Genomic DNA, 13515 nt, shown 5'->3' with positions numbered 1-13515 from the left:
ACCTTCCCGACAGAACGGCGCCCTCGGTGATCGGGTTCAATCACCGAGGGCGCCTCGGCAATCAGTCGACGAACATTCGGGCTTTTCGGGTCGATTCGGCCGCTCAGGCCTGACCGCCTTGCCCGAACAGTCCGCTTTTCGCCCCGGCCACCACACCCGCGCCCCGCGCCAAGATCGCCTGTAAGGGCACCTACGATTGACCGCGTGCGTACCCCCTTCTCCCTGCTCGCCGACCGCTGGCAGCCGTCCGCCGCCATGGTCCGGCGCGCCACGTTCGCCGCGCTGGTGATGAGCGTGGTGATCGTCGTCACCGGCGGCGCCGTCCGCCTCACCGCCTCCGGCCTCGGCTGTACGACCTGGCCCCGCTGCACCGGCGACAGCCTCACGCCCACCCCCGAGATGGGCTTCCACGGCATCGTCGAGTTCACCAACCGGATGCTCACCTACGTGCTGAGTGCTGCGGTCGGCTGGGCGATCCTCGCCGCCCGCTGCCACCGGCCGTGGCGGCGCGGCCTGACCAAGCTCGGCTGGGCACAGTTCTGGCTGGTGATGAGCAATGCGGTGCTCGGCGGCATCACCGTGCTGACCGGCCTCAACCCGTACACCGTCGCACTGCACATGATCGCCGCGATGGCCCTGGTCTGGGTCGCACTGCTGATGTGGGAGCGCAGCAAGGAAGGCGACGGCCCGGCGAAGTTGTCGGTGGCCCGCCCTATCCACCAGCTCTCGTACATCCTGGTCACCGTGGTCGGCCTGCTGGTCGCGGCCGGCACCCTGGTTACCGGCGCCGGCCACCACCCGGGCACGCCTCAGGACAACAAGATCGTCCCGCGCATCCCGATCGACTACGACCGCCTGGCGCAGTTCCACGCCGACTTCGCGTTCATTTCGGTCGGCCTGACCATCGCGATGATCTTCGTCTTCGCCGCGGTGAAGGCTCCGCAGCCGGCCAAGGCCCGCGCCAAGGAACTGCTCGCGGTCCTGCTGCTCCAGGGCGTACTCGGCTTCATCCAGTACTTCACCGACGCCCCCGAGCTGATGGTCGGCCTCCACATGCTCGGCGCCACCCTGACGTGGATCGCCGCCCTGCGCATCCCCCTCGCCCTGCGCGTACGCGAGGTCGAAGCGGCCCCCGAGCAGCTGCCCACGCAGACCCCGCAGGCTGCCACCGTCTGACCCTCGGCGAAGGCCCCCCATCCTCGCTTGGGTTCTAGGAGTCGTTGCAACATCCCAGTTCAGGGGGGTGCATTGGACTTCGAGATCCGCGGGGACCGGACGGCTCAGGGGCCTGTGAAGCTGAGCCGGGAGCGGGAGGCATACTCCCGGCTCATGCAGCAGGGCTACACCAACGCCGAAGCGTGCCGGATCCTCGGAATCAACGACCGGACCGGCAGGCGTTGGCTCTACGGGCGCAATTCGTCCGGCAGGAACAAGGCGGCGCCACCGCTCGCCGCGGTGGCGCCACCTTGCGGGCGTTCGAGGTACCTCGGCGAGGACGAACGGATCCACATCGCTGACCGGCTGCGGGAGCAGGCCTCCATCCGCGAGATCGCGGCCGAGCTGGGCCGCAGTCCGTCGACGGTCAGCCGGGAGATCCGCCGAAACCGCACCGCCGGCAGCCGCGACCGGTGGCACTACCGGCCGCACGCGGGCCAGGCCCGCGCCGACGCCCGCCGGCCCCGGCCCAAGCCCCGCAAGATCCCCTCGAACCCGGAGCTGCGGGACGCCGTCCAGGCGATGCTGGACGAGCGGTGGAACCCGGAGCAGGTATGCCACGCTCTGCGGGCACAGTTCCCCGACCGGCCGGAGATGCACGTGGTTCCCGAAACCGTCTACCAGGCGCTCTACGTCCAGGGCCGAGGGCAGTTGCGGCGCGAGCTGGCCGGCGCCATGCGGAGCGGACGCACCCGCCGCAAGCCCCAGCGGCAGGCCAACCGTCGCCAGCCCCGGTTCGCCGACCCGATGATCACGATCAGCAAACGTCCCGCCGAGGCCGAGGACCGGGCCGTCCCCGGGCAGCCTCTGCTGCGCAGACGAATGCCGCGCAGACGAAGCCCGGCGGACCGGACGAGCCGTCGGGGTCAGCTGCCGAGCGCGGGCGGGAGCTCGTGCAGGGAGCGGATCACCTGGATGCCCTCGCCGGCCTCTCCGTTCGCGCCGGCGCCGGTGCGGTCGAGCCAGTAGGAGTGCAGCCCGGCGTCACGTGCACCGACGGCGTCGATCGCGTACATGTCGCCGACGTAGGCAACCTCGTCCGGCGCCAGACCGAGCAGCGTGCAACCTGCGTGGAAGATGCTCCTCGCGGGCTTGGCTTCTCCGTGTTGGTCCGAGCAGACGAGGACGTCGCCGAAATAGTGGAGCAGGCCGATGGCGTCGAGCTTGCGGCGCTGGTGGCCGACGGACGAGTTCGAGACCACGCCGAGACGGTAGGTGGGAGCGAGGGCCTTGAGTACGGGTTCCGCGTCCGGGAACTCGGCCCAGGCGGCATTGCGGTGGGCTTCGTAACCGGCGAACCAGGCGGACGCGTCATCATCGGACAGACCGCAGGGAGGAAGGCTGCCGACGTGGGCGAGGAACCGCCGGGTCCGCGTGCGCCGCTGCTCGGCGAAGGTGAGTTCGCCTGCCGTGAAGCGGGCGACCTCCTCGTCCATGATCTGCCGCCAGAGCGCGAGCGCTCGCGCGGGTGAAGGGAACAGGTCCAGCAGCCGCTGCTCCGCCAGGTGTGCGACCACGCCGCTCTCCGCGGATGCCGTGTAGTCGAACAGCGTGTTGTCGACATCGAAGAGGACACCGCGGATCGGCATGTGGCTGACCTGTCTCTCGGTTGGCGCAATGATCACAGCACCGCTGAGCATTCCATACCGCTCGGCGTGCGAATTCAGTCAGTCACCGCCACTGACGGAGAGCCACCAACTGGCTTGGGCGACAGCCTCGTTGTGGAACGCATGCCGACGTAGTATGTCCCCGGTCGAACGGCACTCACCGGCACCCGTACATCGGCGAGCTCGGCCGGGTGTGAATGACATAACCTCGGACTTGACAAATCCGTCCACAAGGTTGCAATCTTTCAGTAAAGCTGGCCACATCAGTCTGTCGATACGATCGACGACCCCCGGCCCCGCCGAACGCCGCTACTCGGCCGCGCGGGCAGGCACCGCCCTGGCACGTCGCCGAGCGATCCGACGGGAGCCGGGCAGGCCGGAAACCTGTGCGCTATCACCGATGACGAGGAACCGTGGAATCGCATAAAGCTCCCCGGCTCGTTCGGCAGCCCCCGGTCGGCCCCGACAGGGAACTGATCCCGCAGCCGGAGTTCGGCGGGCTGGTGAAGAGCCGGCGTGTCGCGCTGGGCATGACCCAGCGGGATCTGGCGTGTCCCGGGCTGTCGATGAGCTACATCTCGCTCCTGGAGTCGGGGCAGCGCCATCCGACCCGCGGCGCGGTCCAGGCGCTCAGCGCCCAGCTGAAGGTGGACCCCGAGTACTTCCTGGCGGAAATCCGGCCGGAACCCAGCACCGAGTCGACGGACGTGGTGCGGCGCATCGTCAACAGCCTGACCATGGCAGCCGTCGGTGAGGACCGGCTGGCGGAGGCCGGGCTGCGGGAAGTCCTCGCCGCCCCGGACACTCCCCCCGCCGTGGGCTGGCAGGCGAAGTGGGAGCTCGCCCAGCTCCTGCACTCGACCGCGCACCGGGACGCACGCGTGGAGCTGCTGGATCTCATCAACGATCCCGCGAGCCAGGACACGCCCCTGGTGAAGGCCCTGGCGTACGTCATGCTCGCCCACGCGGAGCGCGAGTACGGCGCCCTGCGCCAGGCCATGCAGTACGCCCGCAGCGCCCTCCAGGAGCACACCGCCGTCTCCTCCGGTGGCGCGGCCGACACGCTGCATGCTCGCGCTCTCACCCAACTCATCGCCGCGCTCTGCGAATTGGGCGAGGTCGAACAGGCCCAGCCGCTGGCCGAGGAGCTTGCCGGGATCGTGGACAACGTCCAGACCCCCGAAGCCCGGGCCATGGGCCAGTCCGCGATCGCCCACGCCCTGATGCGCGGTGGCGACCACACCCGTGGCCGGGTTCATCAGGACCTGGCGCTGCGGGAGTTGAGCGTCGAGGCCGATGTCCGGCTCTGGGGCCGACTGCGCAAGTCCGCCGTCACGGTCGCTCTGGATACCCACCCGGAGCCCGACGTGGCCCGGCTCTCCGACCTGTTGGACGAGGCGACGCACGCGCTCACGCTCGTCGGCACGGCGGCCGACCGGCTGGAGGTGTCCACCAACGCGGCAGCTCTCGACCTCCTTCGGGAGCATCCGCAGGAGGCCGTCCGCAAGGTCTCGGAAGCCCTGGAGCGGACGTCGGACGCCTCGGGGTGGGACCTCGGCCGAGCGCACCTGGTCCTGGCCCGCGCGCACCGGAGCCTGGGCGAGGCCGACGCCGCCGCCGCCGACTACCGCGCCGCGGCGGACGACTTCGAGCGGGCGGGTGCCTACCAGCGGGCGCTCGCCGTCTGGCGGGAGTCCGTTCCGCAGTAGCCCGGTGGGCCCCGAACCGTTGTGATCATGGTGTGCCATGCTCTGCCTGAACGGCGCGGGGTGGCGGTGCCCCGACCGACGGTGATGACGGGTCCGAAAGGGATGTGGGACATGCGGCGGGTGGCGGTACTGGGCGGAACCGAAGCGGTCCTGGAGGCAGCAGCCGAAGCGGGAGTGACCGTCGTCCTGCTGCAGCATCCCGGCCTGGTCACGCCGCGAGCGCGTCAGTTGTGCGAGCAAGTGGTGGAGGCGGATCTCGACGACGTCGCGGCCGTGACGGCGGCCGTGGCAGGTCTCCATCGCCGAAGACCCTTCGATCGGGTCCTGTCGCTCACCGAGCCGTGCCTCGTCCTCGCCACCGAGCTCAACCACCTGCTGGGGCTGCCGGGCAACCTGCCGCAGGTCTCCAGGGCGCTCAAGGACAAGCACGCCATGCGCGTGCTGATGGCGGCCGCAGGGCTGAGCCCGGTGCGCTTCCGGATCGTGTCGAGCCTTGCCGAGTGCCGGGACTTCCGTGCGTCGGTGGGCGGCCGGATCGTCGTGAAGCCGCCCCGGGGGGCCGGGAGCCTGGGCGTCTGCGAGATCGCTTCCGACGAGGCCGAGCGAGGCTACTGGCAGCACGACGGCGCGGCGTGCGCGGGGCCCCGCCTCGCCGAGGAATTCCTCGTGGGCCGCGAGATCAGCGTGGAAACCGTGTCCCACCGCGGGCGGCACCTGGTCCTGGCCATCACCGAGAAGGAGCTCGGCCCCGGATTCGTCGAGATCGGGCACTACGTCCCGGCACGCATCAGCCGGCCGGAACACGAGGCCGCAGCCGGGGCGGCCGTGCGGTTCCTCACCGCCGTGGGCCTGAGTGAGGGGCCCGCCCACACCGAGATCATCCTCACCGCGGACGGGCCGCGGATCGTGGAGTCGCACGACCGGATCGGGGGCGGGAACCTCGCGACCGTGGTCAGGCTCGCCCACGGCGTCGACCTGGTCCGCTGGGCGTTGACCGTTCCGCTGGGTCTCGAGGCCCTGCCGGAGCACGCCCCCGAGGCCACTGGTGGCGCGGCGGTCCGCTTCATCGTCCCCGAGCCAGGAGTGGTCAGCGGCATCGCAGGGCTCGACGCGGCCCGGGGCGTCCCCGACACGACGCTGCACTTCCCCCTGGCCGTCGGGGCAACGGTCCCGCAGCTGCGGTCGTCCCTGGACCGGGTCAACGGCCACGTCATCGGACGTGGCCCCGACACCAGGTCGGCCGTGTCGCGCTGCGAGGAGGTCCTGGCGGCCCTTCGCGTGGACACCGCACCGGGGCCCCGACCGGCCGCGGCGACCGGGGCCCGGCCGGCCGAATGACAGCGGCCCCGGTCGACTGGGCGACCGGGGCCGGCTGGACGGCGTCCGGTCAGCTCACCGGCACCAGCGGCTCACAGACCAGCCGGAAGCCCTCGATGGTCCGGTGGACCGCTGCCTCGACCTCCGCACTCGTTTCACCACGGAAGCGGAACCGGCCGCCGACGTGCTCGTAGTAGGCGTCCGCGGCCGGGATGACACCCCCGGGCGCAACGACCTTCTCGGCGTACGGGCCCTCCGGCCCCACCATGGAGCTCGACTCCACGACCCGGCACGGACGCTCCACGGTCAGCGGCATCATCAGGAAGCCGCCGACGCCGCCGTTCTCCTGATGGTCAGCCAGCTCGGGCAGGACCGGGATGTTCCCGAGCTGCAGGGCGACCTCGGCCCACATCAGGTCGATGCCGTGCACCTCGCGCCAGATCCACGGGATGTCGCCGCCGCCGACCCGCGAACCGACCTCGAGGAAGGCGCAGTTCCAGTTCCCGTCCTCGTCCTGGTGCAGGAAGAGCTCCAGGTGGAAGACCCACGGCTCGTCGCACAGGCCGGGCATCAGCCGCGTGAGGAAGGCCTCGATGGCCGCCAGCGCCTTGGGATCGTCGATCTCGACCGAGCCGAGCGGCGTGCCGGTGGTGAACGACAGGCACGTGCTGACGTAGCCGGACGCGCGCCACGGACCGAGGCCGGTGCCGGTGCACAGGCCGTCCACGTGGATGACCGGGTGCGGCAGGAAGCTCTGCACGATCATGGGCCGGGTGAGGTCCAACTCCGTGGCCTCGGCGGCGTTCTCCAGCTTCCGTACGCCGTGGCTGGCGCTGCCCCGGAGCGGCTTGGCGATGACCGGCCAGCCCACGTTCCCGGCGAACTCCAGCACGTCGTCAACCGACGAGGCCAGCCGGTGCGCCGGCATCGCCAGGTCGCCCAGCTCCGCAACCGCCTCGGCCATGACGTACTTGTCGAGGAACCGGGCGAGTTCGGCGGGGCGGCGACCGGCGGTGTCGTAGTCCTCCCGCAGCTGGGCGACGACCGGCAGGTCGCCCTCTTTGAGGGCCACGATGGCCGCGGGCGTGCCGTACTTGTCCGCGAGCGAGGCGACCGCCTCGCGGATGGCCTCCGGGGAGGTCTCGGCCAGGATGACCACCTCGGCGGCCTCGGCCGGCACGGACTCGGCGCCGACCTCGGTGGTCACGTAGGTGACCGGCCTGGCCCCGTGGTCGAGGTAGGTCGTGTAATGCGCGTACTGGTCCTGCCACCGATGGACGACCACCACGTGCCCGGTCCCCTCGTCGGAGAATCCGCCATCGACATACCGGACTTGACGCATAGAACACTCCTCAACTGGTGTGCGGCATGCGACACATCGACGACGACAGCCTCACACATCACTGGACTTCACAGATTACTTACAGCATGATGCGCCTTCATGACAAGCCTTGTAAATTCTCCCCTGGGGACTGGAGCTGCACCGTCCCGACGGCTCCCGAGGAGCTTCTGGCTGCTCTGGTCGGGCACCGTGGTGAACCGGCTCGGCTACCTGCAGGCCTCGTTCCTGACCCTCTACCTGGTGCACAGCCACCTGACCACGCCGGCCCAGGCGGGCACGGTGATCGCCGCACAGGGCGGCGGCTCGGTGGTCGGCGCGCTGATCGGCGGCGCGGTGTCCGACCGGGTCGGCTCCCGCCGGACGATCCTCGGCTCGCAGCTCGCGGCCTGCCTGGCCGCCCTCGCCCTGCTGCTCTTCGACAGCCTGGCGCTCCTGGTGCCGCTCGTGGTGGTGCTCGGAGCCCTGTCGACGATCCACCGCCCCGCGGGCGCGGCACTGATCGCCCGGAACGTCGACGGCGAGCGGCTGCCGCGCGCCTACGGGCTGCTGTACTGGGCCACCAACATCGGCTCGTCGTTCGCCCCGGTGATCTCCGGCTGGACGACGTCGATCGACCCGCAGTCGATCTTCGCGCTGAGTGCGGCAGGGTCGGCCGGCTACCTGCTGATCGCCTGGCGACTGCCCGATGACCCGCCCCCGGCGGCGGACGGTTCCCAGGGGCGGGTGGACGTCCCGGGCCTCGTCAGGACCGTGTTCGCACCGTTCAGCACCGTCCTGATCGGGCCGTTCCTGGGCCTGGCGTTCATCCTGGCGCTCGTGTACTACCAGTGGCAGTCGGCGCTCCCGATGGACATGTCGCTCCACGACGTCGACGGGCGGACGATCGGCCTGATCCTCGGGCTCAACGGCCTCCTGGTGGTCGCGCTCCAGCCGCTGGTCTCGGTGTTCGCCGCCCGGCTGCGGATGCGGACGGCGTTCCTCCTCGCCGCCGTGCTGCTCGGCACCGGCTTCGGGCTGCACGGAGTGTTCCACCAGGTCCCCGGCTACCTCGTCGCGGTGGCGATCTGGACCTGCGGGGAGGTCGTCCTCGCGCCGATGAGCGCCGCCTTCATCGCCTCGCACTCCGACACCGAGCGCCAGGGCACGTACCAGGGCTCCTACTACTTCGTCTGGAACCTTGGCCTCGCGGTCGGCGCGCCCCTGGGCGGCTGGGGACTGGCCGCGTTCGGCTCCACCGTCCTGTGGGGCACCGTGATGGCGCTGGCCCTGCTGGCCGGCCTCGGGCACCTGGCGCTGTCCCGTCGGCACTCGTACGACTGACGTGTTGTCACATCTGCGCGCGGGCCCCGTCGGCCGAAATGACAGCGCGCCCTGTAAACAATTCGACAACACGTGACAACGAGTGTGAAAGATCATTGACATGAACAGCAGAAAGCTGTGAAGATTTCGGATCGAGCGCCCGGGCCGGCACGCCACCGAGCAGGAAACGCCTGACCACAGGTTCCTGACTCGAGGCCGGTCCGCCCCCAGTCAGCGCTCCCTCCATCACTCTCCGACCAGGGAAGGAGTCCTCGTGGCCACCATCGAGCTCGGCGCGCGGGACCATGTTCTCGGGGCCGGCCTTGCGGAGCAGTCTGCTCCCCGCGAATCCATGCGGGTGCTGCCCCGGTCCACCCAGTACCTACTGACCATCTTCACCGGCCAGCCGCTGGCCGGGCAGCAGCCCCTGCGCTGGTGGACACCCGGCTTCCACCTGCTGACGGCCGTCTCCTCCATGGTCGTCGGAACCGCGGTCAGCGTGGCCGCGTGGTGGCTGTCCGGCGCCTGGCTGCTGCTGCTCGTACCCGGGTGGGCCATGAGCCTGCACGGCATGCGGAACCTGCGCATGATGATCTACCACCAGTGCTCACACCGGAACATGTTCCGCCGGCGCCGACTCGACACCGCGATCGGCATCGGGATATCGAGCGTTCTGGTCATCCAGAACTTCGCGCGGTACAGCCGCGAGCACGTCAGCGACCACCACGCGGCACACCACATGACCCTGCGCGACCCCACCGTGCAGGCCATGCTGATCAGCCTCGACGTCCACCCGGGGATGACGCGCCGCCAGATGTGGCGCAGGCTCCTGGGCAAGCTGGTCAACCCCTGGTTCCACGTGACGTTCGCCGTGGCCCGTGCGCGCTCGTTCTGGCACGACTCCGCCTCGGCGGAGAAGGCGACGGCCACCGTCGTCTACCTCGGTGCCATCACGGCCACCGTCCTGACGGGCACCTGGCCGGCGCTGCTGGTGGTCTGGTTCGTCCCGCTGGTGCTGCTGTTCCAGATCAGCAACACCCTGCGGCTCTGCGTCAAGCACACCTTCCCGGCCCCCGGTATCACCGAGAAGCGGGGCAAGCAGTACTTCGGCAGCCTGACCAACGCCATCTTCATCGGCGAGGCCGTGCCGTCGCCCGGCCTGCCGCCCCTGCGGCGCCTCGGCGCGTGGTCGAAGTGGTGCGCCCGAATGCTGCTGGTCCACGCCCCGACCCGGTACCTGGTGCTCACCGGCGACACGGTCGTCCACGACTTCCACCACCGCTACCCCTCGACCCCCGAATGGGCGAACTACATCTTCGCCCGCCAGGCGGACGCGGAGAAGGGCAGTCCGGGATGGCCGCCCTACACCGCCGAGTGGGGCCTGATACCGGCCATCAACCGCGTCTTCGATTCACTCTCCGCCGCCGACCGGGAGGAATTCGACGTGGCTCGCATCCGCGACGTGAGCAAGCGCGAGCTGTTCGCCGCGTTCGACGACTGACTCCCGATACTCCCGATGACTCCCGATCGTCCAGGCAAGGGCCTCTCATGACCACCAACCGCACCGTCATCCTGGGCGTGGCCGCCAGTGACAGCCATGCCGTAGCCAACCACCTTATCGCCCACGCCCTGCGTTTCAGTGGCTTCCATGTGGTCAACCTTGGTACCTGCACACCGGTTTCGGAGTTCGTCACCGCCTACCGGGAGCACCCCGAGGCCGAGGCCGTCATCATCGGCAGCCTCAACGGGCACGCCTTCGAGGACCTGCACGACCTCCCCGAGGCCCGCCGGGACGGACTGCTCGACTGCCCGGTCATCGTGGGCGGCAACCTCTCGGTCGGCAGCCACAAGGACTCCAACGACATCACCCGCCTGTACGCGCTCGGCGTCGACGTGGTGCTGTCCGACCCCGAGCAGATCCCCGCGGTTCTCGACGAACTGCGTGAGCGCAGGGCCGCGGCGGACGTCGTCCCCGCCCTCACCGCATCATGAGCGACACGTCGGTCATCGGCCTCCCGAGCAGTGACGGCCCGTCCGGGACGGGCGATGCCGTCCCGCTCGAGCCGCTGGAACTCCCCCCGCTCAGCGACTCCGTAGCCTATGTGCGCGAGCTCGGCAAGCCGACCGTCGCCGAAGTACTGCGCGAGGCCCGGCAGGCCGGGCGGGTGGCACTCCAGCCGCGCTGCGGAGTCGGGTCACACGCCCAGATGGCGACGCTGCTGCGGGATCTCGAACGGCATGCCGCACCGGACATCCTGACGCTGACCATCGACTCCCACACTCGGCTCAAGAGGTTCGGCAACGCCCGGGCCGCGCTCCTGCGCAATCCGGCCGACCTCAACGGCTACCCGCTGGTCACCCACGGCTGGCAGCGGGGCCGGGAGTTGAACGAGGCGGTGTCCGCTCCACTGGAAATCAGGCACGGCTCCCCGGACGCCCGGTTGCTGTTCCAGACCGCGGTGGCCTCGGGCATCACCTCCTTCGAGGGCGGCGGGATCTCGTACAACCTGCCGTACTCCAAGGCGGTGCCGCTCTCCGAGTCGCTGGCCGCCTGGCGGGACGTCGACGCGCTCTGCGGCGACCTGGTGGGTCGTGACCTGGTCATCGACCGCGAGTTGTTCGGGACGCTGACCGCCGTCCTGATACCACCGTCCATCAGCCTGGCCATCAGCGTGCTGGAGGCGGTGGCGGCGGCCAACGAGGGCGTCCGGTGCATCTCGATCGCCTACCCGCAGGGAGGCCACGTCGAACAGGACGTGGCCGCCCTGCGGGCGATACCCGCGCTCGCCGCGCGGTACCTGCCGGCCGAGGTCGAGGTCCACCCGGTGCTGCACGAGTTCATGGGCGTGTTCCCGCGTGCGCGCAGCAGCGCGGAGGACCTGATCCTCTACGGCGCGCTGGTCGCCCGGCTCGGCGGCGCCACCAAGCTCATCACCAAGACCTACCAGGAGGCGTACGGCATTCCCGACACCCGGGCCAACATCGACGGCCTCCTGCTCGCGTCGCGCGCCAACTCCCCGCTCCTGAGCTGCCTCTCCATCAACGAGGACCGGGCAGCCGAGGAGTTGGAATGGATCCTGCAGGAGGTCGCGGAGATCGTCGAGCCGGTGCTGGAGGCTCCCGACCTGTACGCCGCGATCATCTCGGCCTTCGCGGACGGCAGGCTCGACATCCCGTTCAGCGCCAGCCGTTACGCTTCCTCCGAGGTCATCCCGCGGCGTGCACCGGACGGCGCGATCCGCTACCTGTCCACCGGAGGCCTGCCGTTGTCCGACGACAGCCGGCAGCGCAACCAGCGCAGCCTCGGCATCCACGCCGACGGTACGGACATCGGCGACATGGTGCGCGGGCTGACCGACGACATCAACTACTTCCTCAGGATCTTCCGAGAGACGCCCGGAGTGCCGTCGTGAGCAACCACATGCAGACCGTCCAGGTCTCCCAGCCCGGGTCGGCCGAGGAACTCCGGCCGACCCGGTCGGAGAAGCCCGAACCGGGACCGGGCGAGGTGCTGGTCCGCACTGCCGCGATCGGCGTGAACTTCATCGACGTGTACTACCGCAACGGCAGCTACGCCGCCGACTACCCGCTCGTCCCGGGCCAGGAAGCCGCCGGCACGGTCGAGGCGGTCGGCGAGGGAGTCGAGGGCTTCCCGCCCGGCACCCGGGTCGCCTACGCGACCCACCTCGGCGCCTACGCCGAGTTCGCGGTCGTGCCGGCCGACAAGCTGGTGCACGTCCCGGACGGCGTCGAGTCGCACGACGCGGCCGCCGTCCTGCTCCAGGGGCTGGCAGCCCACTACCTCACCCACGACACCCACCCGATCGCGCCGGGGGAGACGGTCGTGGTGCTCGCGGCCGCGGGCGGCCTCGGCCGCCTGATGTGCCAGCTGGCCGCCAACCGGGGAGCGACGGTGATCGGCGTGGTGTCCAGCGAGCTGAAGGCGAAGGCTGCCCTGGAGGCGGGAGCGCACCACACGGCGGGCTACGAGGACTTCGACAAGGAGGTGCGCCGGATCACCGACGGCGCCGGTGCACACGTCGTCTACGACTCCGTGGGCGCCGCCACCCACCTCCAGAGCCTCCGCAGCCTCCGCCGCCGAGGCACCCTGGCCATCTGCGGGCTGTCCAGTGGCGCGGTACCGCCGCTCGACATCGAGCTGCTGCGCGGCGGTGGCTCGCTCTTCCTCACCCGGCCGACGATGAAGGACCACGTTCCCGACACCGCAGCACTGCGCGAGAACGCGGCCGCGGTATTCGGCTACCTGGCCGACGGGGTGATAAGGCCGTCCATCCATGAGGCCCTGCCGCTGGAGCGGGCCGCCGATGCGCACCGGCTACTGGAGAGTCGCACCACCACGGGCAAACTACTGCTCGTCCCTTAGCACCGACACACCGAGAGACCAACGCCGCCCGGGCTCATACCCGGGCGGCACTCGGGTCCGTCGGCCCTTGGTTACGAGGGAGGATTGCCTCAGGACGTCTGCGGCCGTCCCCGGACAGCCAGACGAACAGTTGGAAAGCGTGTTGGCAGTTGAAGGCCCCGACCGGATGGGGGGCCTTCGCCGTCACAGCAGGTGTCGGCCGTCGTGGGTTCGGATGCTTGGTGCCGTATCGTCCCGGAGCGCGTCCAGGATGCGTACGGCATAGACCTCGGCCATGCGGTCCGAAACCTCGGCCGGTGCGAGCCAGACGATTTCGACCGATTCGTCCGAGAGCCGCTCCGCCCCGCTCTCCGGACGGCAGCGGAAGACGAGGGCGACGATCCCCCGGCTCATGTTTTTGTAGACGCCAGTCAGCCGTTCACGCCGACCTTGATCCCGGTCTCCTCGTAGACTTCCCGTCGCACACCGTCCTCGACGGTCTCGTCCAGCTCCAGTACCCCGCCCGGCGGCTCCCAAGTCCCGTTGTCAGACCGACGGATGGCCAACACCCGACCGTCCTCGCGCACCACCACCCCCGCGACGGACTCCGAGTGGAGCGGCGGCATCCCTACCTCCTGTGGATCTCGCTTCGCGGTATCGCTC

General features: G+C 70.1%; 10 protein-coding genes and 2 pseudogenes. 9 read left to right on the top strand and 3 right to left on the bottom strand.

The features are described 5' to 3' along the window. Positions 1-195 precede the first annotated feature (195 nt). Both ACFQ87_RS14150 and ACFQ87_RS14145 read left to right on the top strand, forming a co-directional pair. Positions 196-1176, top strand: coding sequence for a heme A synthase (locus tag ACFQ87_RS14150; RefSeq protein WP_380611131.1), 981 nt, complete (start codon positions 196-198; stop codon positions 1174-1176). A 72-nt stretch (positions 1177-1248) separates the two neighbouring features. Then, positions 1249-2016: pseudogene (locus ACFQ87_RS14145) on the top strand (transposase); the annotation flags it as partial. A 65-nt stretch (positions 2017-2081) separates the two neighbouring features. On the opposite strand, the gene ACFQ87_RS14140 reads toward ACFQ87_RS14145, so the two are convergent. Then, entirely contained in the window at positions 2082-2804 is a 723-nt protein-coding gene (locus ACFQ87_RS14140; protein ID WP_380610983.1) for an HAD family hydrolase, read from the bottom strand. A gap of 431 nt (positions 2805-3235) precedes the next feature. On the opposite strand from ACFQ87_RS14140, the gene ACFQ87_RS14135 reads away from it, so the two are divergent. Then, entirely contained in the window at positions 3236-4531 is a 1296-nt protein-coding gene (locus tag ACFQ87_RS14135; protein WP_380610982.1) for a helix-turn-helix domain-containing protein, read from the top strand. A gap of 111 nt (positions 4532-4642) precedes the next feature. Next, positions 4643-5869 carry an ATP-grasp domain-containing protein gene (locus tag ACFQ87_RS14130; protein WP_380610981.1) on the top strand — a complete coding sequence of 409 codons (1227 nt, stop codon included), beginning with the start codon at positions 4643-4645 and terminating at the stop codon, positions 5867-5869. A 49-nt stretch (positions 5870-5918) separates the two neighbouring features. Here ACFQ87_RS14130 and ACFQ87_RS14125 read toward each other — a convergent pair whose 3' ends face one another. Next, entirely contained in the window at positions 5919-7190 is a 1272-nt protein-coding gene (locus ACFQ87_RS14125) for an acetyl-CoA carboxylase biotin carboxylase subunit family protein (RefSeq protein WP_380610980.1), read from the bottom strand. A 189-nt stretch (positions 7191-7379) separates the two neighbouring features. Here ACFQ87_RS14125 and ACFQ87_RS14120 point away from each other — a divergent pair, with 189 nt between their 5' ends. From ACFQ87_RS14120 to ACFQ87_RS14100, 5 genes are all read left to right on the top strand, one after another. Next, on the top strand, positions 7380-8510 hold the full coding sequence (locus tag ACFQ87_RS14120) for an MFS transporter (protein ID WP_380610979.1): 1131 nt from the start codon (positions 7380-7382) through the stop codon (positions 8508-8510). 253 nt (positions 8511-8763) lie between these two features. Further along, positions 8764-9990: a fatty acid desaturase gene (locus ACFQ87_RS14115; RefSeq protein ID WP_380610978.1), complete on the top strand. Its 1227-nt coding sequence runs from the start codon at positions 8764-8766 to the stop codon at positions 9988-9990. A gap of 47 nt (positions 9991-10037) precedes the next feature. After that, a complete protein-coding gene (locus ACFQ87_RS14110; protein ID WP_380610977.1) occupies positions 10038-10481 on the top strand; it encodes a cobalamin-dependent protein in 444 nt (147 codons plus the stop codon). Beyond that, on the top strand, positions 10478-11902 hold the full coding sequence (locus ACFQ87_RS14105; RefSeq protein WP_380610976.1) for a methylaspartate mutase: 1425 nt from the start codon (positions 10478-10480) through the stop codon (positions 11900-11902). The genes ACFQ87_RS14110 and ACFQ87_RS14105 overlap by 4 nt, the downstream gene beginning before the upstream one ends. After that, complete coding sequence (locus ACFQ87_RS14100) at positions 11899-12873, top strand: quinone oxidoreductase family protein (protein WP_380610975.1); 975 nt, start codon at positions 11899-11901, stop codon at positions 12871-12873. Before ACFQ87_RS14105 ends, ACFQ87_RS14100 begins: the two co-directional genes overlap by 4 nt. Positions 12874-13056: 183 nt before the next feature. On the opposite strand, the pseudogene ACFQ87_RS14095 reads toward ACFQ87_RS14100, so the two are convergent. Further along, a pseudogene (locus tag ACFQ87_RS14095) lies at positions 13057-13478 on the bottom strand (NUDIX hydrolase). Positions 13479-13515 lie beyond the last annotated feature (37 nt).

It is taken from the genome of Kitasatospora sp. NPDC056531 (assembly GCF_042794375.1).
Lineage (GTDB): Bacteria > Actinomycetota > Actinomycetes > Streptomycetales > Streptomycetaceae > Kitasatospora.
This window is presented reverse-complemented; position numbering and strand designations above follow the sequence as displayed.